Origin of the sequence: Paraburkholderia sp. CHISQ3, from assembly GCF_030464945.1 — a bacterium.
Lineage (GTDB): Bacteria > Pseudomonadota > Gammaproteobacteria > Burkholderiales > Burkholderiaceae > Paraburkholderia > Paraburkholderia megapolitana.
This window is the reverse complement of the sequence record NZ_JALPRG010000011.1, coordinates 261,799-285,905: the sequence shown is the minus strand read 5'-3', so window position 1 is coordinate 285,905 and position 24,107 is coordinate 261,799. Positions and strand designations below refer to the sequence as shown.

Here is a 24,107-nt window from a genome sequence, read left to right as displayed (position 1 = left end):
TCTCAGGCACGCGCCAGGTGGCGCGCCAGCCGCACGCGCCGCAACGCGACACGGCGCTCGAGCTTCGCAGCCTGCTCGACGGCCAATGCGACTGCGAACATCACCATCAGCGTCCCACCGACAACCACCAGCGCGAGTCGCCAGCCATCCTCGCGAAACAGCCCGCCGTACTGCACGACCGCGACCGCCGCCGGAATAAAGAACAGCAGCATGTCGGACAGCAGCCAGTCGGCGCCGGCCTTGACCCAGCGCGTCGTCACACCGCCGCAGGACAGCAGCGCGAGCAGGACGACGAGGCCGACCACGCCGCCGGGCACCGGCAGGTCGAGCATGCGCACGACGAAATCGGCCGCGAGCCACAGACCCGCCAGCGCAGCGCTTTGCAGCGCAATCCGCACAATCCGGACGATTCGCAGCACGCCGGCGACGCGACTGTGCTCGACGGCGCGCAACAGCGGCAGCAAGTAGGCAACGGCGCGGGAGATCATGGAAAACCCTTAGTATTTTTGACGTAACTGAGTATAAGGAGCGCCCCGCCATAAATATAATGACTTAGAATCATCAACATCATTCCGAATTGGAATTCTCCGGTATCGAGGGCCTTCAGCCATGGAACTGCGCGCGCTCCGTTATTTCGTCGAAGTCGTCCGCCAGCAAAGCTTCACCGTGGCGGCCGAGCAGATGTTCGTCACCCAGCCGACCATCAGCAAGATGGTGAAGTCGCTGGAAGACGAGATCGGTTCGCCGCTGCTGCTGCGCGACGGCCGCCAGATGATGCTCACCGATGCCGGGCGCATCGTGTTCCAGCGCGGTCAGGAAGTGCTGGCCGCGCACGCGCAATTGCAGGCGGAACTCGACGATCTGGACAAACTCGGCCGCGGCCAACTGACCATTGGCATCCCGCCGATGGGCGGCTCGCTGTTCACGCCGACCATCGCGGCGTTCCGCCAGCGCTATCCGAAGGTCGAACTGAAGCTCTTCGAGCAGGGTGCGCGCGGCATCGAAGCCGCGTTGATTGCCGGCGAGCTCGAACTGGGCGGCGTGCTACAGCCCGTCGATCCGCAAGCGCTCGACGTGCTACCGATGACACGCCAGCTACTGTGGCTCGTCGCACGCCGCGGCTCGCGCTGGGACGGCGCGCAGCAGGTGCCGCTCGGCGATCTGGCCAGCGAACCGTTCGTGTTCTACGGCGAAAGTCTCGCGCTCAACGATGTCGTGCTGAATGCGTGCCGCACGGCCGGCTTTGCACCGATCATCGTGGGCCGCAGCGGGCATTGGGATTTCATGGCGGCGCTCGTGCAGGCTGGCGTCGGCATCGCGTTGCTGCCGGCGCCGTATTGCCGGCGGCTCGATGCGGCGCAGTTCACGTGTCTGCCGGTCGTCGAACCGGAGATTCCGTGGGAGATGGCGATCGGCTGGCGCCGCAACGGCTATCTGTCGCATGCCGCGCGCGCGTGGCTCGATGTTGCGCGCGAAACGCTGCCGAGCCAGGCCGGCGACGAGTTTATGCATACGCCGGTGTAACGGCGGCCGGCCGGAGCGCGAGACGGCTCGCGCGGCCGGCCAGCCCGTTCGAAATCAGCGCGGCTTGTTCGCTGCGCTTTCCGCCTCGGCACGCAGACGCGCTTCCTGCGCCTGCAGCTCAGGAGTGAGTTCGGCGCCGAAATCCGCGGCTTCGAACAGCGGGCGGATTTCGATCTCGGAATCGCTTTCCATCGGGTTCGGGCAGCGCTTGACCCATTCGACGGCTTCCTCCATCGACTTGACCTGCCACAGCCAGAAGCCGGCGACGAGTTCCTTCGTCTCCGCAAACGGCCCATCGACGACAGTCCGCCCGCTGCCCGAAAACTGCACGCGCTTGCCGCGCGAGCTTGGGTGCAGCCCCTCGCCCGCCTGCATCACGCCCGCCTTGACGAGTTCTTCGTTGAAGTTGCCCATTGCGGTCAACAACTCCGTGCTGGGCATCTTGCCGGCTTCCGATTCGCTGCTTGCTTTTACCATCACCATGACACGCATCGTCTTCTCCTTGAGTGGGTAGTGGGAACCGTTCGGCTCGAAGAGGCTACACGAGTCAGGCGGTTCTACCACTACGACGAACGGAAATCTCCGGAATCGACAGCGCCTCTGGAAATTCTTCGAGATCGTCGGGATTGGCCCACAAATCCACATTTGTATGCCAGTATCGAGCGCATGGAACTCCGTAACGTCCCGATCAGATCTCATCATCACGGCCGCAGCTCATTGCGCCGTGGTTCGTTACGTCCATAGCACGGAACCCGGGACTTCACGAGTCCCCTCCATGCACCAACGACCAGGGCGCCCACGGCGCCCTTTTTTATTGTCTACAAGGAGTCCAGCATGACCATGATTCGCGGAACCCGTTTCGTCGTCGGTACTGAAGCCGCGCAAATCCGTACGCTCGAAAACCGCTTCAGGAGCTATCTTCATTGACGCGGGCGCCGAAGAAGCCATCGTGCCCGCGCTGTGGTCGCAAGACACGTTCATCGAGAAGGCCGGCGACAGTGAAATCATCAGCCAGATGTGGACGTTTCCCGACAAGAAGGGGCGCCCCTGTTGTCTGATTCCCGAGGCGACCGCTCTCTTCCAGGAGCAGTGCAACTCATTGCTCGGACGGCGGCGGGAACGCATGCTGTTTTATATCGCGCGATGCTATCGGTACGAGCGACCGCAAGCCGGTCGATACCGCGAGTTCTCGCAACTGGGATTCGAATATCTTTGCCCGAACCCGCAACAGGCGGCTGTGCGCAGCCAGGCCATCGCCGCGGGATTTTTCGATTCGCTGGGGCTGCGCTATGCCGTCGATGACGCTGCTCGCAGAGGGCTTAGCTACTACCTAGACGGTCGTGGGTTCGAGATGCGCTGCACGGAACTCGGTGCCCAGCAGCAGGTGGCGGGCGGCGGAGCGTATCGCGAGGGAGCCGGGTTTGGTATCGGTGCCGAACGGTTGTTGCTGGCGATGACGGCGCAGGGAATCGATAGCCTGTCGCCGTAGTATTGCCGGGCCTGGCCCTGTTCTTCCATGTAGAGACGCAGTGGCGATCAAAGGTACGTTGCAAGCAGCGTCACCACGATCGCCGCTGCGGCCGGCGCCAGCAGTGCGCGCCATATCGGCGCTCGTCGTGGCGCGCGGATCGAGGCCGGCAGCGGCTTGCGCCCGGTAAGCATCGGGCGCAGCAGATTGTTTCCCTTCGCGACGGCGTAAAGGACGATCGCGGCCACGTGCAGCGCAACCGCTGCAATCAGCACGTACCATCCCATCGCGTGTAGCGTCGAAATCGCGTTGGCGATTGACGCGGGAACCCATGCGCTTAGCGGGCCTTCGTCGGCGACTTCGTTGTAGACATAGATGCCACTCAACGTTTCGACGAATAGCAGCGCGAGAAGCAGCAGCACCATCCAGCCGCCTGCTGCATTGTGGCCAACCTGCAGGTCGGCCTCACGACGAAAGATATGGCGAAGATGAGCCCATGCAGCAGCAGGCGAAGCGACGAAACTACGAAACCGCGCGGTCTCGCTGCCGAAGCAGCCCCATAGCAACCGGAATAACACGAGCGCGAACAACGTCTCGCCGATGCGCACATGCCAGTCGATCCAGTTGAAGCGCTCGGTTATATAGGCGCCGGCTACGAGCAGGACAGTTAGCCAGTGGAAGAGGCGTATGGGGAGGTCCCAGACCTGTACGGGGCGGTTGTTGTCGTTCGTGGGCGAAGCTGGTTGTCGTTCAGTGTTCATCGCTTGACCTCTCCGTACGCCGGTGTGGACCGGAATGCAGCGCATCACGACAGACGTGCCTAAGCATGCGGTGACTGCGAATGCAACGAGGCTGTCGCATTGCGACAGCCTTGGTCATGATAAGTCAGGCGTTAGAGCGATGCGCTCTGGAGACAGAAATCAGCGAAGTCAGGTCTTTCAACGCATGCGTTCAAATCTCAAGCCACGACGTACTGGAACTAGCGTTAGATACGATCGAAGCCGCCTTCGGTAGGGGAAATGATTCAAACTGGCGCACTGCGTCCCCTGCCGAACGAACTGCGCACTGCTCGTGTGAATCTGAAGGAGCTACGTCATGACTAAAGCACAACCGAAACATGTGCGCGCCGATGAATTCAACCCGGTTCCACACACAAACGATGACACCGCGCGCTTGCTCAGCAAGCCGGCCGTCAAAGCCGCATACGACGCGTTGGGTGGTGAGTATTCGGCCCTGCGTGAAATTCTGTTGGCCCGTCGCGACGCAGGATTGACGCAAGTGAAAATTGCGAAGCGCTGTGATCGCGACAACGAGGTATGAAACTGGCGGCGACCCGCGAGACGAACGCCGCTAGCTTTTCGAGCAAGCTGAGCGGCAAAAAGACAAAGCACTAACCCCGCCCGACAGCACGCGCAAACCTGCACCGCCGGGCCAGGCAATAGCGAATAAAACCGCCCTAGCGCAAACCACCACCCGCAAGAAGCTGTTCCCCCGTCAACCACCGGGCATCATCCGACGCAAGAAACACTGCAACCGCAGCGATATCGTCGGGCTGACCAACACGCCCAAGCGGCGTCTGGCTGACAAGCCCCGTTTCCATCTCCGAACCGATGAACCCGGCACCGCGCGCGCCTTCGGTGTTCACCATGCCCGGGTTCAACGCGTTGACACGGATCTTCTTCGGTCCGAGTTCCTTCGCGAGCACACCGGTGATTGCATCGACGGCACCTTTGGTCGCGGTGTACACAGCGCTTCCCGGCGGCGTGAGACGGCTCACCACTGAACCGATATTGATCACGCTCGCACCTTCGCCGAGATGTTTTGCGGCAGCCTGAGTCGTGAGCAACAACCCCAGCACGTTCACATTGAACTGCTTGTGAAAGTGGTCTTCGGTAATCTCTTCGAGCGGCGAAAACTCATACACGCCCGAGTTGTTGACGAGGATGTCGAGACGGTCGTAAGTGTTGATAGCTGCATCGATGATGCCTTTTGCGTCCGCGGCCTTCGACACGTCACCGCGCACGGCAATCGCCTTACCGCCTGCCGCGGTAATGGTCTGGACAACCGCGTCCGCACCTTCCCTGCTCGACGCATAATTGACGACAACCGACGCGCCTTCCGCCGCGAGTGCAACTGCAATGCCAGCGCCAATACCTTTCGATGCGCCTGTTACAACGGCTACTTTGCCAGTGAGCTTGCCCATGATCGCTTCCTTTGAGTTTCGATGGTTCGATGTGCTGGTGCACCGCCGGGACGTTGCCCCGGTCTGTGAGCGGTGCGACTGGAGCCACTCTACTCAGCGAAACGCGTGGGATAAATGTGTCCATTGCGAATACATTTGCCACAATTTCCGAACAGTGCAATCCAGTCGGCTCGGACGCCGCAAAAGAAAAAGCCTTCTCTACCCGCCGCGAAGCAAGCAGAGAAGGCTGAAGCACATCTCTTCAAGAAACCAACACCACCGGGCATGTTCGCCCGGGCGTCACACCATCGCTTAAAACCGGTGGGTCATACCCACAATCGCCGCCACCTGATGATTCGTCGACGAGTACGACGATCCGCTGAAGTCCGCCACCGCCTTCTTGCCCGTCGAATCGACGCCCGAAGCGGTTTCGTAGAAACCGATCGCGTAGAGCGAGGTGCGCTTCGACAGCGAATAGATGGTGCCGAGGTTGACCTGGTTGTAGCTGGCGCTACCGACGTTGTCCGCGCCGCCGTTATGCGTATAGATGTACGCGCCGGCCAATGTCAGAGCAGGCGTCAACTGATACTTCAGGTTCAGTTCGCCAGAATTGAACGTCGCTGTTCCACCGTTGTATTTGGTGCCGTAGCTGCCCACTGCATTGACCGCACCGAGATTCTGGAACTGCGTATTCGAGTACAGCACGGCGATCGTCGCCGAGCCGAGCACATACGAACCGCCGGCCGTGATGATCTGCTGCGAACCCGCCGACGCGTACCCGCCGTAAATACGGCTCGGCATGTTGTTGTTCGCGCCCGTGGCCGACGATGTCGGCGACGACGAGTTGCCCTGATCGCCGAACGTCGCGTAGTACGGGTTCTTGGTGAACATGTAGCTCGCACCGAGCCGCAGCGGGCCGTTCAGATACGAAACCGCGCCGTCGATAACCTCGTTCTTCGTGAACTGCCCTGCCTGACCACCGAGGCTGTACAACAGGCCAACCGACAAACCGTGGAAGCTCGGGCTCTGATACTTGATCGAGTTCTGCACGCGGTTCGACGTATCGACGTTATCGACGTCGCCGGCGCGCGTTCCGTAGCCCAGGCCCGATGCGGCCCAATCGGCGCCAGACGCGAAGGTGGCAGTGGCATCGTTACTGGCGGAATACTGGCGCCCGGCCGTCACCGTACCGTAGGTGTCGCTCTTCAGGCCGACGAACGCCTTCCGTCCGAACTCGAGGCCGCCCTGGCTCAAGCCACCCGTGCCGAGGGTATAGCCGTTTTCCAGATCGAAGACCGCCTTCAATCCGCCGCCCAGGTCCTCAGTACCCAACACACCCCAGCGCGACGAAGTGGCGCTGGACAGCCCGACGAGCTGTCCGCCCTTGACGTTGTTGTTGAACAGAATGCCGCCGTCGGCGACACCGTACAGCGTCACGCTGCTCTGCGCGTGAGCGACGCCCGCAAATGCGCCTATCGCCATGAAGGCGACCGTGGTCTTTTGAATTTTCATCGCAGCCTTTTTCGTTCTCTAAAAGAGGATTTAACCTTGTTGATAAGATCTCTAAACCGTGTACCGCTTGATTGCTTTATTATTTAATTGCTATTCGATTAATTTGAAGAATCGTCTGATCAAAATAATCTGCGGGCCCAAACGTCCGGCATGCCGGTAGCCTGACCAGGGGCGGGGAAATCGCCTCTGGTGCCCTGCGGAGAGGACTATCCGGAGCTTCTGGACGCGCGGCCAGACGAACCATAGAGAGGCCCGGTTTCATTTCTGTGACGGTGAATCGACTTTTATTTTGTCCGAAATATTTGGTCAGAATGCGTGTTATCCGGACAACAGATTTATTGAAATCCTTTAAATCCACTTGCGTTTCAAGTAGAGGCCGGCACGAGATGACGCGCCATAAGGACACAACCCGCCGTCACGCATCGCGACGGCGGGTCATGGGGTCCTGCAATTGCTATCTGCCGCATTGAGGAATTTGCGGTCTGTACTTCACAACTCGCGTGCTCAGGCCGTCACGCCCTCCGCTGCCGGCTCGCCCACGCGTCGCGCGGCCGCGATGAACTCCGCCGCGCGCTCGCCGATCATCACGGTCGGCGCATTCGTATTGCCGCCGATCAGCGTCGGCATCACCGACGCGTCGACGATCCGCAACCCCGACACACCGCGCACCCGCAGCTTCAGATCGACCACTGACCTTTCGTCAGGACCCATCCGGCAGGTCGCGACCGGGTGATAGATCGTGTCGGCACGCTCGGCGATGGTCTGGCGCAGATCCGCGTCGTTCTGGTCCGCGCTCGTGTACAGCTCCTTGCCTCCCGACAGCGCGAGCGACGGCGCATCGAGAATCCGCCGCGCGATATGTGCGCCTTCGACGAGCAGGTCGAGATCGCGCGAATCGCTCAGAAAACGCGGATCGATCAGCGGTGCGACGCGCGCATCGGCACTCGCAAGCGTGACGGTGCCGCGGCTCTTCGGTCGCAGCACGCAGGTGTGCAACGAATAGCCGTGACCCCAATGCATGTGACGGTTGTGATCGTCGACGAGCGCCGCGCAGAAGTGCAGTTGCAGGTCGGGCCGGTCGAGCGTCGGGCGGCTCTTCAGGAAACCGCCCGCTTCCGCCACGTTGCTCGACAACATGCCGCGACCGTGGCGCGTGAACGTGACGAACTGCGGCAGCATGCGCGCGATGCCGCGCAGCGAGAAACCGGTCGGCTCGATCGAGCGCACGCGTTTGTTGATCGTGAAGTCGATGTGATCGATGAGGTTCTGTCCGACTTCCGGTGCATCGTGCAGAACCGGTATGCCGAGCGCCTGCAGATGCTGCGCCGGACCGATGCCCGAGCACATCAGCAGTTGCGGCGAATTGAACGCGCCGCTCGCGAGCACGACTTCCGCGCGCGCTTCGAGTGTTTCGGTACGGCCGCCGCGCACCACTTCCACGCCGCTTGCGCGCTTGCCGTTAAACGTCACGCGCAGCACGGTGGCATCGGCGATCAGATGCAGGTTCTGTCGCGGACGATCGTAAATGTAAGCGCGCGCCACGCTACAGCGACGACCGTCGCGCTGCGTCACCTGATAGAAACCGATGCCCTCCTGATCGAGCCCATTAAAGTCGTTATTCGGCCGATGCCCTGCTTCGAGCGCGGCCTGCACGAAGCGCTGCGAGAAAGGATTGCGAAAGCGCAGGTCGCTGACCGTCAACGGCCCGTCCGCGCCGTGCCACGCATCGGCGCCGCGCTCGTTGCCCTCGGCGCGGCGAAAGTACGGCAGCACATCGGGCCAGCCCCAACCGTCGCAGCCGAGCTGCGCCCATTCGTCGTAGTCGAGCGGATGGCCGCGCGTGTAGATCATCGCGTTGATCGCACTCGATCCGCCGAAGCCGCGACCGCGCGGCTGATAACCGCGCCGCCCGGCCAGACCCGGTTGCGGTTCGGTTTCGTAACCGTAGTTGGTCTTCAGCTTGAACGGCACGACGGCGGCCACGCCGGTCGGCATGTTGACGAACATGTTGCGGTCGGTATGCGGACCTGCCTCGATCAGCGCGATCGTTGCATCGGGGCAGCTGTCCGCGAGGCGGCTGGCAAGCGAGCAGCCGCCCGATCCAGCGCCGACGATGATGTAGTCGTATTGCATCCCTGTCTCCGTCTATTAGCCACTTGAGCCTGCAACATCGGCGCCCACATTGCCCGCGCGGTATGTTGCGTGCACACTTGTCTACGTGCGTCTCATGCCGCATTGTAGGGAGCGCGACGGCGTGCGCGGCGCCCGACGTCAGAGCGATCCCTCTAAACGGATCGCATCCCGTCCCCCTATGATGAAAGATGCTGCCCGCGCCCCCGCTTGCGCCGCGCCGTCGTTCAAACACCACGCGCCACAGGCAGGCTTTGCACGACAGGGCGCCGCACCCAGCGGTAAAACGACGCTTCGCGACAGACGATCCGGCACGCACCGGTGAACGGAGACAGTAGATGGAATGGCACGCCCCCGGCAAAACGCACGACGTGACGAATCAGGTCCCGCCGCTCGCCGACTACAACCTGTTCGCCACCGACCCGGCGCTCGCGGCCGCTGTCGAACGCGAAGGGGCGGCGTGGCATCGCGATGCGTTGCTGCGCGACGGCGCCCAACTCGGCACGCCCGACGTCATTGCGCTCGCAGCGCTCGCCAACCGGCATGAACCCGAACTCTTCACGCATAGCCCGCGCGGCGAACGCATCGACGCGCTCGAATTCCATCCCGCGTGGCACTCGCTAGTCGCGTTGCTGCGCCGCGAAGGTCTGCACGCGCTACCGTTTTCCGATCCGCGGCCCGGCGCGATGGCCGCGCGCTGCGCCGGTTACTTCCTGCACGGGCAGCTCGAATCGGGTTCGCTGTGCCCACTGACGATGACCTTCGCGAGCATCCCGGTGCTGCAACGCGAACCTGCGCTATTCGACACGCTGCGCGACAAGCTCTATGCACGCGAACACGATCCGCGCGACGTACCGCTCGCGCAGAAAAAGTCCGCGATGATCGGCATGGGCATGACCGAGAAACAGGGCGGCTCCGATGTGCGCAGCAACCAGACGCACGCGTTCGCCACGGACGGTGGCGGCGGGCGCGGAGCTGCCTATCGCCTGGTCGGCCACAAGTGGTTTTTCTCGGCGCCGCAATGCGACGCGCATCTGGTGCTCGCGCGCACCGACGACCACGAAGGGCTGTCGTGCTTCTTCGTGCCGCGCTTCGCGCCGGACGGCAGCAAGAACGCGGTGCAGGTTCAGCGCCTGAAGGACAAGCTCGGCAACCGCTCGAATGCGAGCAGCGAAGTCGAGTTTCTCGATGCGTATGGCGTGCTGATCGGCGACGAAGGCCGCGGCGTGCCGACCATCATCGAGATGGCGAATTACACGCGGCTCGATTGCGTGATCGGCAGCGCGGCGCTGATGCGCGCCGCGCTCGTGCAGGCCGTGCATCACGCACGGCATCGCAGTGCCTTCGGCAAGAATCTCGCCGATCAACCGCTGATGCGCAACGTACTCGCCGATCTCGCGCTGGAATCGGAGGCCGCGACCGTGCTGTTCATGCGACTCGCGCGTGCATTCGAAGACACCGCAAACCTTCCCGAAGAACGCGCCTGGCGACGCATCGTTACGCCAGCCGCGAAGTACTGGGTGTGCAAACGCACGCTCGAATTCACCGGCGAAGCGATGGAAGTGTGGGGTGGCAACGGGTACGTCGAAGAAGGCCCGATGGCGCGCTTTTATCGCGAGGCACCGGTTAATTCGATCTGGGAAGGCTCCGGCAACGTGATGTGCCTCGATGTACTGCGCGCGATGGAACGCGAGCCCGACGCCGCGCACGCGCTACTCGCCGCGTGGCGTGCCGATGCCCACGCGCATCCCGCGCTCGGTGCAGCCGTTGAGCGGCTGCTCGCAACGCTCACCTCGGCGCCCGAGACACGCGAAGCATCCGCGCGCCGCATCGCGCAACAGATCGTGCTCGTCGCGCAGGCCACGCTGCTGCTCAAACACGCGCCGTCGTATGTAGCCGATGCATTCATCGCAACGCGGCTCGCCGACGGCTGCGGTGACAGCGGTCGCGTGTACGGCACGCTGCCTGCAACACTCGATCATGCGGCGATCGTCGCGCGCGCGTTTCCGGCCTGATGCAGTCAACGCAAACGAAGCAGACCTTCAAGCATCACGCCGCAAGTACAACGCGACGACACGCGATCACCGTCGAGATCGACATTCGAACCACGGAGAGCATATGAAGAACGATTTGCCGGACATCGCAGCGCTCGACGCATTACTGGGCGAGCAACGCCAGGCGTATCTGCGCGAGCCGTATCCGTCGTGGCAAACGCGTGCCGGGCATCTGAAGGCATTGCGCGCGATGCTGCTCGACAATCGCGACGCACTCGCCGATGCGATGAATGCCGACTTCGGTAATCGTTCGAAAGGCGAAATACTGCTCGCGGAATTCTTCATCGCGAAGGAAGAGATCGATGCCGCGCTGAAGCACGGCAAGGGCTGGATGCGACCGCAGCGGCGCAGCACCAATAAATGGCTGATGCCGGCGCGTGCGCGCGTGGTACCGCAACCGCTTGGTGTAGTCGGCATCATCGTGCCGTGGAATTATCCGGTGTTGCTGGCTGCGGGACCGCTAATCAGCGCGCTGACAGCAGGCAACCGCGCGATGATCAAGATGTCGGAACTGACACCGCGCACCTCCGCGCTGTTCGAACAATTGATTGCGAAGACTTTTTCGCGCGACCACGTCGCAGTCGTGAATGGCGATGCGCAGGTCGCGGCTGCGTTCAGCTCGCTGCCGTTCGATCACCTGCTGTTCACCGGGTCCACGAAGGTGGGTCACGATGTGATGCGCGCCGCCGCCGAACATCTGACGCCGGTCACGCTCGAACTAGGCGGGAAATCACCGGCGATCATCGGGCCACATGCGCGCTTCGACTATGCGGTGGACAGTCTGCTGGGCGGGAAGACGCTCAATGCTGGACAAACCTGCATCGCCCCCGATTACGTGCTGGTGCCGCGCGGCAAGGAACAGGCGTTCATCGAACGTGCGCGCACGCGGATCGCGAAGATGTATCCGGACTTCGCGCATAACGGCGACTACACGTCGATCATCTCCGATCGTCACTACGCGCGCTTGCAGCGACTTGCCGATGAAGCCGTCGAAGCCGGTGCGCATGTGCATCCGTTGACCAGTGCGCCTGCCGATCCGGCGACGCGACGTTTTCCGCCGACGGTACTGACCAACGCACCCGATCACGTCACCGTGATGCAGGAAGAGATTTTCGGGCCGTTGCTACCGGTTATTCCGTATGACACGCTCGACGATGCGATCGCGTGGATCAACGCACGGCCGCGGCCGCTGGCGCTGTATCTGTATGACGACGATCGCGCCACCGTCGAGCGCGTGACGCGCGAGACGATTGCGGGCGGGATGGCGATCAATGAAACGCTGATGCATATCGCGTGTGAGAGCTTGCCGTTCGGTGGGGTTGGGGCGAGCGGGATGGGGGCTTATCACGGGTACGAAGGGTTTGCGACGTTTTCGCAGATGAAACCTGTGCTGGCGCAGGCACGATTCAATGCGCGCGGATTGATCGCGCCGCCCTACGGCAAACGGTTTCATGCGTTGCTGCGGGTGATGATGAAGTTCTAGGAGTGTTTGCCTCGGCCGGGGGTTGTTGCGGGAGGTTCGCTACGATGCCGTTCTACGCGCGATATTCAGATGCCGTAACATTCGCCAACGAGCCGAGGAATGAGGAAAGAAGTAATGAGCAAGAAGGTAGCGTTGGTTACAGGCGCGGGACATCGGACGGGAAAGGAGATTGCAAAGTACCTTTGCCAGAACGGCTACGAAACGGCGATTCACTTCAATACCTCTCGCGAAGACGCCGAATCGACGGTGAACGAGATCGTTGCCGCGGGCGGTCGCGCATTCGCGCTTCAAGCGGATCTGGCCGAAGAATCCAGTATCGAAAAACTGATCGGTGACGTGTATGAGAATGCCGGGCAGCTCGATCTGCTGGTGAATAACGCGTCGGTATTCTGGCAGGAACACTTCCCGGACTTCGCCACTCAAGATCTGGATCTCGCGTGGAAGGTCAATTGTCGAGCGCCGATTCTGCTCACCCGCGCTTTCTACCGCAGAGCGAAAGATGCCGGGACCACCGGCGTCGTTGTGAATGTCGTGGACCAGAAGGTGAAGGACAACTTCAACCGCGATCACTTCAGCTATACCGTTGCAAAGACCGCGATCGGAAATCTCACCCAGATGCTGGCAATTTCCGCGGAACCGGTTCTGCGAATCAACGCTGTGTTCCCCGGTTTGATGCTTCGCAGCGACAACCAGACCGACGCGGATTTCGAATATGCAAGTCGTACCGCGAATCTCCTGGGCCAGGCTGCAACCCCGCGAGATCTGGCCAGCGCGATTCTTTTACTCACAGCGCCTAGCTTCACTGGAACCGATTTTGTCGTCGACGCCGGGCAGAATCTGATTCCCGTCACCCAGGACGTGATTTACTCGCATCGTTCACCGGGGAACGGTGGAGTGTGACCCGATGTTCAAGGGTGCCGGAACATCGGCGCTAGTCGGCGAATCATCCGCACCGCTCTCCAGCCGGTGCAACCACCCGAGCAATTCCGCCACCGCCACGTAAAGCTCCGGCGGAATCCTCGCATCGAGATCCACCTGCATCAACAACGACACCATTTCCGGCGCTTCGTGCACATACAGGCCCGCTTCCTTCGCGCGCTGCACGATCATCTCCGCGACCAGTCCATAGCCCTTCGCCACGACACGCGGCGCAGCATCTCCGCTCTGCGCGTCGTAGCTCAGCGCGGCTGCGCTCTTGCGGCGGACACGGCTCATCACATGTCCCAGTCGAATTCGTCGGCGTGCGACAGCGGCATCTCGGGCTGCGCCGCGTAGACCGGGCGTGCCGCATCGCTAACAGCCGCCGCCGAACGCGCATACGCCGTAGCCGCAGCTTGCGGCGTCACCCTTGCAGGCGCCTCGCGAGCCGTCTGCGATGCACCCGTGCCATTCGCCGGCAATGTCTCTGGCAAGGTCTCCGGCAACGTCGCTGCACCACCGATCTCGCGAATCGACAAACCACCCAGTTCGATACCCACAGCCGCGAGTCGCTGTCTGAATGTTTCTCCATGGGCTGCGAGCCGCGCTGCGCCGCCGGGGCTTGCCTGCACCCGCGCGATCAATTGCGTGCCGGTCAAGGTCAGTTCGGCATCGACGGTACCGAGCGTCGGTAGCGACAGCGTGAGGCGGGTGCGCCACGGTAGATCGTCGGTGGCGCTGCTGTCCGATGCGCCGCCGCGCCGTTCGTCGTTTTCCTGTTCGATGGTCCAGTCGAGCCGCGCGCCCGGCCACGCCTCGCCAGTCCAGCGAAACTGCCCGGTCGCCAGCAGATCGAGTTGCTGACGCACCAGCGGAATTGTTGCGGGGTGGATTGCGGCAGCTGCCGGTTGAGCGGCGTCGGAGGCGGTACCGTTGGATGTATCGCCGGATACGGCAGCGTGCGATGTGGAACGTTGCAGAGAGCCGGCCGGTGTTTGTGGATCAGCGGCAGAAAAACGCACCGGCGCGCCGGCAGGTTGCGCGCCCGTCTGCGCATGTGCGGACACAGACGCACCCGCGGAATTCGCCGGGGCCTGCTGCGGTGTCGCTTGTGAAGCCGGCTGCTCCGTCACACCGGCGCGCGATGGTTGCGCAGGTCCACTCCATGCGGACGGGTCGTTCTCGTCGAGCCATTCGAGCGGCAACTGCGTGGCCGCGGTGGCCAACCGGTTCTGCGGCTCGCCGGCCAGCGATGCCGGCGTACGCTGTCCCGCGAGCCACTGCGCGAGATGCGCTTCATAGAAGAGCCCGCTTTGCGCGACCGTTTGCTGGAGCGCAGCGGCCAGCGCCGCCACGGGCAACGGCGATGCGGCAACAGCAGACATCGGTGCGGAAGCAAACGCCGATGAAAACGGCGCCACTGGACCGCCAGCAGCGCCAGCCGCCCCAGCGCCACCGCCCGAAAGCAGCGCATCGGCAGCAGACCCAGCAGTGATATCGAACAGCGGCAACGCAGGACCGGCGCGTGCAGCCAGGTCAGCCAGCCCAGCGGTCAGCACCGCAGCACCCGCAACCGGCGCCACAGGCCACACCGGCACCTGCCCCACCACCGCAGGCGTTGCCTCCCCACCCGAGCGCATGATCGCGTCGAGCGTCAACGCCACCGCCGACAACGCCGTCTGCGTCGATGCCATCGCTCCCGCCGAATTCCCCGCAAGCGAGCCCGCCCCTTGCGGCAACGGCGTCCCAACGCTCAACGCGGAAGCGCCGGTCTGCGACGCGGTCGCATCGCCCGCGGCACTCCCCGAGAGCAGGCTGTCGATCCGGCTCGCAAGCAGCGAAGCGATGGCCGTGTCGATTCCGTTCATCCCGAGTCCCTTATCAGAGAGGTCCGCACTCCCGCTGCGCCCGCGCAGCGGCAAGCCGGACCGGCTCAGCGCGCGCCGTACAACTCCTTCAGCACCCGGCCGGGTCGCCCGGATGCGAAGAGCGTCGACAGCTTCGCGAGGCGCGGGCTGGCCAGTTCGCGGATCGCAGCATCGTCGGCGAGAATCCGGCGCAGCAGTTCGTACTTGCGCAGCCGTTCCGCGTCGTTGAGCTGTACGTCGAGCTCCGCTTCTTTCAGCGCCTCGACCAGAAACCGGTACTCGTCCTGCAGGTGCTCCAGCTCGTTCCACAGGGAACGTTGCGCGGCGGCCAGCATGCAACTGGAAATCGCGGCGATCGCCTCATAGCGGGCGAAATACTCTGCGTGGTTGGTCATCTGATGTTTTCTGCCGGCGATTGAGCCGCCATGCGCGCCACTTCGGGTGCAATTCCGATCCATGCGTCTTCGAGCGTCGCGAGCAAGCCGTCCACCTCGATCAGCATCGCTTCGCTCTGCTTCAGGTTGGCTTCCAGCAAACGCCGCGTCATATAGCCGTACAACCCATCCAGCCGTTCCGCGATCTCGCCGCCGGCATCGATATTCAGCGACGGCTGCAAACCGCTCGCAACGATCTGGATCGCCTTGCCGATCGCTTCGCCGCGCGCCGCGACATTGCCTTGCTGCAGATGCAGCCGCGCCAGCGCAATCGCCTTGCGCGCCCCCTGATACAGCATCACGATCAGACGATGCGGACTCGCGCCCATCACCCCTGTTTCGACTCCGACGCGTGCGTACGCATTGGCTCCAGAGTGTCCTGGGGAAAACATTGGCGCTCCTCCTGTTGATGCCGTTTCGATTCGACCGGGGCACCGCCGCGACGCGCTTTGTCACCGCTGCGATGGACCTGTATCCGGGTTATCGGATGGTCATCGGGAAAGCTTTAGGCTGCTGTAAGGGGGAACGCGGAGAAATTTGCCGCACGGGCGGGAGGTATGCCAAACGGTGCGGCAAATGGGTGGCGGGGTTCGACTGAAGGCCACCGGCATAGCGGGTCCGCCGCGCGCGGCAATGGCGTTACGCAGCGGCGTACTGAAGGAATGCGGAACGAGAAATCCGGCACGCCCGTTACCGGCACGCAGCCGGCACCGGGTGTGCCGCGTTCAGACCGAGATCTGCGAGATTTCGTTGTAGGCGGCGACCAGCTTGTTGCGTACCTGCAGGCCGAACTGGAAGCCGACATTGGCTTTTTGCATGTCGACCATCACGTCGTTCAGCGACACGTTCGCCGAGCCGAGTTCAAACGCTTTGGCTTCGCCGAGCGCGTTCTGCTGGTCGTTGCTGATCTTGTCGATCGATGCCTTCAGCGCCGACGCAAAGCCGCCAACATCCGCGGCATCGGACGCACTGTCCGCGGCCTTCGAGGTCGAGCCGCCGGCCGCCTGGGCTGCCATCGACTGCATCTGTTGCAGCGCGGACGCGAGGGGGTTCACGGGCACAGTCATGTTCGCTCCAGAAAAAAGAGAAGACGGCGACGCTGCGGGCCTTCACAGCCTGGTCCGGGCGCGACAAAGGCGCACCTGCCGATCTGACGAAAAGCATAGCAGCGGGCCATTTCCGACAGCCGCGAAAGTAGGGGGGAAACCCCGCTCTATTCGGTCAATCGCCTTACACGGCGCTGCGGATAATCCCCATCGTGAAAGTCTCTGTCCACGCGCCGCGCCGTCCGCTTCTTGCCGGACCGCCCGGCCACCGGCAGACGCAAGGCATCCCGGAGATACCCGACGCATGGATTCGTCAGCCAATTCTTTGATCACCCCCGACGCCCGCATGGGCCTCGCCAGCGCGCCGCCCGGCGCGGGCGCGGCCGGTGTGGCCGGCGGCGCGGCGGGCAGCGGCGCCGACCTGGGCGGTCTGGGCGGCGGTTTTGCCCAGCGCCTGCCGTCGCTCACGCAGATGCGCGGCAACCCGCGCGCACCGCTGATCTTCGCCGTCGCCCTGCTCGTCGCCGTCGTGGCGGCGCTCGTCCTGTGGTCGCGCGCACCGGACTACAAGGTGCTCTACAGCAATCTGTCGGACCGCGACGGCGGTTCGATCATCGCCGCGCTGCAACAGGCCAACATTCCGTACAAGTTCAGCGATGTCGGCGGCGCGATCCTCGTACCCGCCGATCAGGTTCACGAAATGCGTCTGCGTCTCGCCGCGGCGGGCCTGCCCAAGAACGGCTCGGTCGGCTTCGAGCTGATGGACAACCAGAAATTCGGCATCAGCCAGTTTGCCGAGCAGATCAACTATCAGCGCGCACTTGAAGGCGAACTGCAGCAGACGATCGAATCGATCTCGTCGGTGCACTCGGCGCGCGTGCATCTGGCCATTCCGAAGCCGTCGGTGTTCGTACGCGATCGCGAGTCGCCGTCGGCATCGGTGCTCGTGGACCTGTATCCGGGCCGCGTGCTCGACGATGGTCAGGTGGTGGCGATCACGCATATGGTGGCGTCGGCGGTGCCCGAACTGCCGGTGCGCAACGTGACGATCGTCGACCAGGACGGCAACCTGCTCACGCAACCGTCTTCCGGCACCGGGCTCGATGCGACCCAGCTCAAGTACGTGCAGCAGATCGAACGCAGCACGCAGCAGCGCATCGACGCGATCCTCGCGCCGCTGTTCGGCGCGGGCAATGCGCATTCGCAGGTCAGCGCCGACATCGACTTCTCGAAGCTCGAACAGACCGCCGAAACCTACACGCCGAACGCCACGCCGCAGCAATCGGCGATCCGCAGCCAGCAGTCGAGTACCGCAACCGAACTGTCGCAAGGTGGCGCATCGGGCGTGCCAGGCGCGCTGTCAAACCAGCCGCCGCAGCCCGCCTCCGCCCCGCTCGTCGCCGCGAATGGTGCGAGCGCGCCGGCCGCGACACCGGTCAGCGACCGCAAGGACACGACCACCAACTACGAGCTCGACAAGACAGTCCGCCATTTCGAGCAGGGCTCGGGCGGGATCAAGCGGCTTTCGGTGGCGGTGGTGGTGAACTATCAACCGCAGATGGACGCGAAAGGTCACGCGACGATGCAACCGCTCGCCACCGACAAGCTCGCGCAGGTCGAGCAGCTCGTGAAGGATGCGATGGGCTACGACGCGAAGCGTGGCGACTCGGTGAACGTGGTGAACAGCGCGTTCATGACCGACGTCGAACCGATCGTGGATGTGCCGTGGTGGCGCGCACCGGACATGATCGCGCTCGCGAAGCAGATCGCGACGTACCTCGGTATCGGCGCGGTCGCCCTGTTCCTCTACTTCGTGATGGTGAAGCCGGCGCTGCGCCGCGCCTTCCCGGCGCCCGCGCCGGTCGGCGCCGGTCATGCGCTGCCCGCGCCGGACGAACCGATGCTGCTCGACGGCCTGCCGCCGTCGCAACACGCCGGCGACGCGGAAGACACCAACAGCCTGCTCGCGTTCGAAAACGAGAAGCACAAGTTCGAGCGGAACCTGGAGTACGCACGCAAGATTGCGCGCCAGGATCCGAAGATCGTCGCAACCGTCGTCAAGAACTGGGTGTCCGATGAAAGCTGAAGGCGTAGCCAAGAGCGCGCTCCTGCTGATGTCGATCGGCGAAGAGGAAGCCGCGCAGGTGTTCAAGTTCCTCGCGCCGCGCGAGGTGCAGAAGATCGGCGTCGCGATGGCCGCGCTGAAGAACGTGACGCGCGAGCAGGTCGAGGAAGTGCTGACCGAGTTCGCGAAAGAAGCCGAGCAGCACACCGCGCTGTCGCTCGATTCAAGCGACTACATCCGCACCGTGCTGACCAAGGCGCTTGGCGAGGACAAGGCCGGCGCGATCATCGACCGTATCCTGCAAGGCAGCGATACGAGCGGGATCGAAGGCTTGAAGTGGATGGACTCGGGCGCCGTCGCCGAACTCATCAAGAACGAACATCCGCAGATCATCGCGACGATCCTCGTGCATCTCGATCGCGATCAGGCGTCGGAGATCGCGGCGTTCCTCAGCGAGCGCCTGCGCAACGACGTGCTGCTGCGTATCGCGACACTCGACGGGATCCAGCCAGCCGCGCTGCGCGAACTCGACGATGTGCTGACCGGCCTGCTGTCCGGCAGCGACAACCTGAAGCGCAGCCCGATGGGCGGTATCCGCACGGCCGCGGAAATTCTCAACTTCATGTCGACGAGCCATGAAGAAGCGGTGCTCGAGAACGTGCGCCAGTACGACGCCGAACTTGCGCAGAAAATCGTCGACCAGATGTTCGTGTTCGAGAACCTGCTCGACCTCGAGGATCGCGCGATCCAGTTGCTGCTAAAGGAAGTCGAATCGGAGTCGCTGATCATCTCGCTGAAGGGCGCACCGCCCGCGCTGCGGCAGAAGTTCCTGTCGAACATGTCGCAACGCGCCGCCGAACTGCTCGCGGAAGATCTCGATTCGCGCGGTCCGGTGCGCGTATCGGAGGTCGAGACGCAGCAGCGCCGCATCCTGCAGGTCGTGCGCAATCTCGCCGAAAGCGGACAGATTGCGCTAGGCGGCAAGGCCGAAGATGCGTATGTCTGACCAGGACTCGTCGTCGGGCAAACCCGGCAGCGGCGGTCTCTCGGCGTATCAGCGCTGGGAGATGGCATCGTTCGACCCCGCCCCGCCACCCGAGCCCACCGACGAACACGCCTTCGAAGCCGAACTGCAACGGCTGCGCGATGCCGCGCATGCGCAGGGCGTCGCGTCGGGCCATGTCGCTGGGCAGGCGCTCGGTTACCAGGCCGGCTACGAACAAGGTCATACGCAGGGTTTTGAGCAGGGCATCGGCGAAGCGCATGCGCAAGCGGCAAGCCTCGCGGCGCTCGCGCAATCGTTCAAGACTGCGCTCGACGGTGCGCAGGCAGACGTGTCGGAAACGCTCGTCGCACTCGCGCTCGATATTGCGCAACAGGTTGTGCGACAGCATGTGCAGCACGATCCGACGGCACTGATCGCGGCCGCGCGCGAAGTGCTTGCCGCGGAACCGGCGCTCTCGGGCGCACCGCATCTGGTCGTCAGTCCCGCCGATCTGCCGGTTGTCGAAGCCTATCTGCTCGAAGAACTGCAGGCGCGCGGCTGGACACTGCGCACCGATCCCGCGGTGGATCGCGGCGGCTGCCGCGCACACGCCGCAACCGGCGAAATCGATGCAGGTATTGCGACACGCTGGGAGCGCGTTGCAGCGGCACTCGGCAAGGTGAGCACATGGTGAAGCCGACGCTCGACGACATTCGCGCCAGCGATCTCACGCCGCTCGAACGCGAGCTGGCGTTTGCGTCGTTTGGTGTGGTCGAGCCGGTGGAGAAGGTCGGGCGTGAGGTTGCGACGGTTGCCGCAGTGGCGCCGGCTGCACGCGCTGCATTGTTCAAGGATGAGGTCACTGTCGCCGCTGCTGCCGCTGTCACCGGCAACCCGCACACACTTGCGTGGCGCGCACGGCTCGACGGACTGCGGGCCCGCAATGCGATTGCGCGTCCGCTGCGTGCATGCGGACGGCTCACGCGGGCAGCCGGTCTCGTGCTCGAAGCAGTCGGACTGCGGCTATCGGTGGGTTCGGAAGTGATGATCGAATTGCCGCCGGGCAGTTCGCTGCCGATGGCCGAAGCGGAAGTCGTCGGTTTCGCTGGCGACCGGCTGTTCCTGATGCCGACCACCGAAGTCGCCGGCCTGCTGCCTGGCGCGCGCGTCTATCCGCTCGAAAGCGCGCCGATCGCCGATCCGCTCGCGGGCGCGAAGCGTCTGCCGGTCGGTTGGGAGCTGCTCGGGCGCGTGGTCGACGCGTCGGGACGACCGCTCGACGGCTTCGGCCCACTCGGCACACAACGCGACGCCCCGCTCTCCGCACCGACGATCAACCCGCTCAAGCGCGAACCGATCCACCAGGTGCTCGACGTTGGCGTGCGCGCGATCAACGCGCTCCTCACTGTCGGACGCGGCCAGCGCATGGGGCTCTTCGCGGGCTCCGGCGTGGGCAAGTCGGTGCTGCTCGGCACGATGGCGCGCTACACCAGCGCCGAGGTCATCGTGATCGGACTGATCGGCGAACGCGGCCGCGAAGTGAAGGAATTCATCGAGCAGATTCTCGGTGAGGAAGGACTCGCGCGCGCGGTCGTCGTCGCGGCACCGGCCGATGTGTCGCCGCTGCTGCGCATGCAAGGTGCGGCCTATGCGACATCGCTGGCGGAATACTTCCGCGACGAAGGCAAGCACGTGCTGCTGCTGATGGATTCGCTGACGCGCTATGCGATGGCGCAGCGTGAAATTGCACTGGCGGTCGGCGAACCGCCGGCGACCAAAGGCTACCCGCCGTCGGTGTTCGCAAAGTTGCCCGCGCTCGTCGAGCGCACCGGCAACGGGCCGGCGGGCGGCGGCTCGATCACCGCGTTCTACACGGTGCTGACCGAAGGCGACGACCAGCAGGACCCGATCGCCGATTCGGCGCGCGCGATTCTCGACGGCCACATCGTGCTGTCACGCTCGCTGGCGGAAGCCGGCCACTATCCGGCCATCGATATTGAAGCGTCGATCAGCCGCGCGATGACCGCGCTGATCGACGACGCGCATCTCGAGAAAACGCGAATCTTCAAGCAGATGCTGTCGCGCTACCAGCGCAATCGCGACCTGATCAACGTGGGCGCTTATTCGAGCGGCCGCGATGCGCTGCTCGACCGCGCGATCGCACTCTATCCGCGCATCGAAGCGTTCCTGCAGCAGGGCATGGCCGAATGCGCGGGCTTCGCATCGAGCGTCGAGTTGCTCGACGCACTGTTCACCCAGGGAGGTTGACGATGGGCCAACATCTTCCGCTCAAGACGCTGATCGGCCTTGCCCAGGACGACGTGGATGCAGCGGCGCAGCGGCTCGGCCGAGCGCAGCGCGAACGCGGCGACGTGCAGGCACAGCTCGACGCACTGATCCAGTATCGCGACGAATACCACGCGCGTTTCGCGAATTCGGCGCAGGCGGGCATGCCGGCCGGCAACATGCGCAACTTCCAGGCGTTCATCGATACGCTCAATGCCGCGATCGAACAGCAGCGCGGGCTGCTCGTGACGGCGAGCGCCCGCGTCGAGGCGGCGAAACCGGAGTGGCAGCGCCAGCGCCAGAAACTCGGTTCTTATGAAGTGCTGCAGGCGCGCGGTGCCGCCATCGAGGCACAGCAAAACGCGCGCCGCGAACAGCGCGACACCGACGAACACGCAGCAAGAATTCTCCGGATGCGGGCCGAAGGCGTGTGACGCCGGGCCAGGCAATGTTTGAACGGACTCACCGTACAGGAAACGTATGTCGACTCTTTCACTGATCGGAGCGCTGTCCGGCGCGAGCAGCGGTACGTCGTCTGCCGGATCTGGCGCGGCGGCGTCGAATGGCGCGGCGTCGTTTGCGCAGACGCTGCAGCAGAGTATTGGTGCACAGAGCGGTGCTGCGAATTCGAATGCGAGTTCTGGTAGTAGCGCGGCGCAGAAAGCGTCGGCTTCCGCATCGGCGTCTTCGTCTTCATCTTCGTCCGCTGCGCCGTCTACGCCGGGTGTGCACGATGTGCCGGCGCAGGACAATAGCGGCACCTCGAACAATGCAGCGGCGACGAACGGCCAGCACGATGCGGGCAGCTCGCCGGCTGCTTCGTCGGGCGATGCATCGCAGACTGCCGGCAGCGATGCTGCAAACAAGCCGTCAGGCGGCGGCGCATCGAAGCCGAAGGGTACGGATGGCACAACGACACCGATGACGGCCGCCGAAGCTGCCGCCGCGGCTGCGGCAGCCGCGGCGCAAGCGCAAGTTCAGGCGAGCGCGGTAGCAACCCAGGCCACGGCCCTCCCCGAGGATGCCGGCACAGCACAGCAAACCGACGCCACAACGACGACTGACACACCGGCCACGGCACCGGACAAGAAAACAGCTGCCACCGATCCCAAGTCGGTCCGCGATGCATTGCAGGCCGCGTTGAATGCGCTGACAGGTGGACAAGGCCTGGTGCCTGTGCCGGCCATCGGTGCAGGTGCGACTGCGACTGCGATTAGTGCGGCATCGACGACTGGCGCGAACACCGGTGATGCGAGCATGACGCTACGCGGCTCGTCGACGAGCAAGGGTTTCGCGCTCGGTGCATCGCTGGCCGACGGCAAAGGTCCGCACGCAGGTAACGCGACGACGGCGACGACGACTGGCAGCGCAACGACCGGCGCTGTGGACACAGACGCCGCCCGCAGCACGGCGGACGCGTTGATGGCCACCACCACGGATACATCGAACACCCAGGTCGCAAAGGACACCGCGGATGCGGTGCGCGCAACGCTTGCCGCCTCGCAGGCCGCCGCAAACACACCGACTGCGGCCGCGCAGAGCGCCAACCCAGCCGTAGCCGCAACGGCTGCAGCCATCACACCGCAGATCGGCAGCCCTGACTGGGAGGATGCGTTGAGCCAGAAGGTGGTGTTCCTGTCGAACGCCCACCAGCAGACGGCAGAACTCACGTTGAACCCACGCGATCTCGGACCGTTGCAGGTGGTGCTGCAGGTAGCGGACAACCATGCGCACGCGTTGTTCGTGTCGCAGCACCAGCAGGTGCGCGACGCAGTGGAGGCGGCGCTGCCGAAACTACGCGAGGCGATGGAATCGGGCGGCATCGGTTTGGGTAGTGCGAGTGTCAGCGATGGTTTCGCGGGGCAAACGGGACAGCAGGCGCAGGGGGAAGGAGGACGCGGACGCGGGCGAGGTCGCACCACCAGCGACGGCACGACCGAGTTGGCTGGCGCGGTCGCCGCACCAACGCGACGTACCGTGGGGCTCGTCGATACGTTTGTCTGAACGGAAAAACTAAGCCACAACCAAAGCTCTCCATCGGCGCTGCGATTCCGCTGCCCATTCTGCTTTCCGAAGTGGTCACCCGACCGCGAGCACGTAGTGCGAGCGGGATGAATGACTGCCTGGTCACTACCGCTCGCGGTGCGAGGGA

23 protein-coding genes are annotated in these 24,107 nt (G+C 63.8%); 12 read left to right on the top strand and 11 right to left on the bottom strand.

The genetic code is table 11. The annotated features are described in order from the left end of the window. Positions 1–2 precede the first annotated feature (2 nt). Complete coding sequence (locus tag M0D65_RS25285) at positions 3–488, bottom strand: CidA/LrgA family protein (RefSeq protein WP_266255041.1); 486 nt, start codon at positions 486–488, stop codon at positions 3–5. Between the two features lie 121 nt (positions 489–609). Between M0D65_RS25285 and M0D65_RS25280 the strand changes: the two genes are divergently transcribed. Beyond that, positions 610–1,524: a LysR family transcriptional regulator gene (locus tag M0D65_RS25280; protein ID WP_266255040.1), complete on the top strand. Its 915-nt coding sequence runs from the start codon at positions 610–612 to the stop codon at positions 1,522–1,524. Positions 1,525–1,578: 54 nt separating this feature from the next. Here M0D65_RS25280 and M0D65_RS25275 read toward each other — a convergent pair whose 3' ends face one another. Beyond that, positions 1,579–2,016 (bottom strand): YciI family protein, encoded by a 438-nt coding sequence (locus tag M0D65_RS25275; protein WP_091017344.1) that lies wholly within the window; start codon positions 2,014–2,016, stop codon positions 1,579–1,581. A gap of 457 nt (positions 2,017–2,473) precedes the next feature. Between M0D65_RS25275 and M0D65_RS25270 the strand changes: the two genes are divergently transcribed. Then, positions 2,474–3,013 carry an ATP phosphoribosyltransferase regulatory subunit gene (locus M0D65_RS25270; protein ID WP_266255039.1) on the top strand — a complete coding sequence of 180 codons (540 nt, stop codon included), beginning with the start codon at positions 2,474–2,476 and terminating at the stop codon, positions 3,011–3,013. A gap of 47 nt (positions 3,014–3,060) precedes the next feature. On the opposite strand, the gene M0D65_RS25265 is transcribed toward M0D65_RS25270, so the two are convergent. Further along, on the bottom strand, positions 3,061–3,753 hold the full coding sequence (locus M0D65_RS25265; protein ID WP_266255038.1) for a cytochrome b/b6 domain-containing protein: 693 nt from the start codon (positions 3,751–3,753) through the stop codon (positions 3,061–3,063). Positions 3,754–4,087: 334 nt separating this feature from the next. Here M0D65_RS25265 and M0D65_RS25260 point away from each other — a divergent pair, with 334 nt between their 5' ends. Then, positions 4,088–4,312, top strand: coding sequence for a hypothetical protein (locus M0D65_RS25260; protein WP_266255037.1), 225 nt, complete (start codon positions 4,088–4,090; stop codon positions 4,310–4,312). Positions 4,313–4,448: 136 nt separating this feature from the next. Here M0D65_RS25260 and M0D65_RS25255 read toward each other — a convergent pair whose 3' ends face one another. The 3 genes from M0D65_RS25255 to M0D65_RS25245 all read right to left on the bottom strand — a co-directional run bounded on the left by M0D65_RS25255 (position 4,449) and on the right by M0D65_RS25245 (position 8,819). Continuing rightward, entirely contained in the window at positions 4,449–5,195 is a 747-nt protein-coding gene (locus tag M0D65_RS25255; protein ID WP_091017337.1) for a glucose 1-dehydrogenase, read from the bottom strand. A gap of 291 nt (positions 5,196–5,486) precedes the next feature. Further along, positions 5,487–6,686: a porin gene (locus M0D65_RS25250; protein ID WP_308076708.1), complete on the bottom strand. Its 1,200-nt coding sequence runs from the start codon at positions 6,684–6,686 to the stop codon at positions 5,487–5,489. A gap of 504 nt (positions 6,687–7,190) precedes the next feature. Then, positions 7,191–8,819, bottom strand: coding sequence for a GMC family oxidoreductase (locus M0D65_RS25245; protein WP_266255036.1), 1,629 nt, complete (start codon positions 8,817–8,819; stop codon positions 7,191–7,193). Positions 8,820–9,154: 335 nt separating this feature from the next. Here M0D65_RS25245 and M0D65_RS25240 point away from each other — a divergent pair, with 335 nt between their 5' ends. The 3 genes from M0D65_RS25240 (at position 9,155) to M0D65_RS25230 (ending at position 13,253) form a co-directional block, all read left to right on the top strand. Then, positions 9,155–10,831, top strand: coding sequence for an isovaleryl-CoA dehydrogenase (locus M0D65_RS25240; RefSeq protein ID WP_266255035.1), 1,677 nt, complete (start codon positions 9,155–9,157; stop codon positions 10,829–10,831). A 103-nt stretch (positions 10,832–10,934) separates the two neighbouring features. Continuing rightward, a complete protein-coding gene (locus M0D65_RS25235; protein ID WP_266255034.1) occupies positions 10,935–12,353 on the top strand; it encodes a coniferyl aldehyde dehydrogenase in 1,419 nt (472 codons plus the stop codon). 114 nt (positions 12,354–12,467) lie between these two features. Beyond that, positions 12,468–13,253, top strand: coding sequence for an SDR family NAD(P)-dependent oxidoreductase (locus M0D65_RS25230; RefSeq protein WP_266255033.1), 786 nt, complete (start codon positions 12,468–12,470; stop codon positions 13,251–13,253). On the opposite strand, the gene M0D65_RS25225 is transcribed toward M0D65_RS25230, so the two are convergent. The 5 genes from M0D65_RS25225 to fliE all read right to left on the bottom strand — a co-directional run bounded on the left by M0D65_RS25225 (position 13,230) and on the right by fliE (position 16,640). Then, positions 13,230–13,568 (bottom strand): EscU/YscU/HrcU family type III secretion system export apparatus switch protein, encoded by a 339-nt coding sequence (locus M0D65_RS25225; RefSeq protein WP_266255032.1) that lies wholly within the window; start codon positions 13,566–13,568, stop codon positions 13,230–13,232. The genes M0D65_RS25230 and M0D65_RS25225 overlap by 24 nt on opposite strands. After that, entirely contained in the window at positions 13,568–15,139 is a 1,572-nt protein-coding gene (locus M0D65_RS25220; RefSeq protein ID WP_266255031.1) for a flagellar hook-length control protein FliK, read from the bottom strand. Before M0D65_RS25220 ends, M0D65_RS25225 begins: the two co-directional genes overlap by 1 nt. Before the next feature lie 65 nt (positions 15,140–15,204). Further along, entirely contained in the window at positions 15,205–15,534 is a 330-nt protein-coding gene (locus tag M0D65_RS25215) for a flagellar protein FliT (RefSeq protein WP_091017322.1), read from the bottom strand. Then, the gene (gene fliS / locus M0D65_RS25210; protein WP_266255030.1) at positions 15,531–15,965 is read right to left on the bottom strand and encodes a flagellar export chaperone FliS; all 435 of its coding nucleotides are present in this window, start codon (positions 15,963–15,965) and stop codon (positions 15,531–15,533) included. Before fliS ends, M0D65_RS25215 begins: the two co-directional genes overlap by 4 nt. 333 nt (positions 15,966–16,298) lie before the next feature. Continuing rightward, positions 16,299–16,640 carry a flagellar hook-basal body complex protein FliE gene (gene fliE / locus M0D65_RS25205; RefSeq protein WP_266255029.1) on the bottom strand — a complete coding sequence of 114 codons (342 nt, stop codon included), beginning with the start codon at positions 16,638–16,640 and terminating at the stop codon, positions 16,299–16,301. 283 nt (positions 16,641–16,923) lie between these two features. Between fliE and fliF the strand changes: the two genes are divergently transcribed. The 6 genes from fliF to M0D65_RS25175 are packed head-to-tail and all read left to right on the top strand — an operon-like array spanning position 16,924 to position 23,959. Then, entirely contained in the window at positions 16,924–18,705 is a 1,782-nt protein-coding gene (fliF, locus tag M0D65_RS25200; protein WP_266255028.1) for a flagellar basal-body MS-ring/collar protein FliF, read from the top strand. After that, positions 18,695–19,690 carry a flagellar motor switch protein FliG gene (gene fliG / locus M0D65_RS25195; protein ID WP_091017314.1) on the top strand — a complete coding sequence of 332 codons (996 nt, stop codon included), beginning with the start codon at positions 18,695–18,697 and terminating at the stop codon, positions 19,688–19,690. Before fliF ends, fliG begins: the two co-directional genes overlap by 11 nt. After that, positions 19,677–20,363: a flagellar assembly protein FliH gene (fliH, locus tag M0D65_RS25190; protein ID WP_266255027.1), complete on the top strand. Its 687-nt coding sequence runs from the start codon at positions 19,677–19,679 to the stop codon at positions 20,361–20,363. Before fliG ends, fliH begins: the two co-directional genes overlap by 14 nt. Beyond that, complete coding sequence (gene fliI, locus M0D65_RS25185) at positions 20,357–21,937, top strand: flagellar protein export ATPase FliI (RefSeq protein ID WP_266255026.1); 1,581 nt, start codon at positions 20,357–20,359, stop codon at positions 21,935–21,937. The genes fliH and fliI overlap by 7 nt, the downstream gene beginning before the upstream one ends. Before the next feature lie 2 nt (positions 21,938–21,939). Further along, positions 21,940–22,389, top strand: coding sequence for a flagellar export protein FliJ (gene fliJ / locus M0D65_RS25180; protein WP_091017307.1), 450 nt, complete (start codon positions 21,940–21,942; stop codon positions 22,387–22,389). A gap of 46 nt (positions 22,390–22,435) precedes the next feature. Continuing rightward, on the top strand, positions 22,436–23,959 hold the full coding sequence (locus M0D65_RS25175) for a flagellar hook-length control protein FliK (protein WP_266255025.1): 1,524 nt from the start codon (positions 22,436–22,438) through the stop codon (positions 23,957–23,959). Positions 23,960–24,107 lie beyond the last annotated feature (148 nt).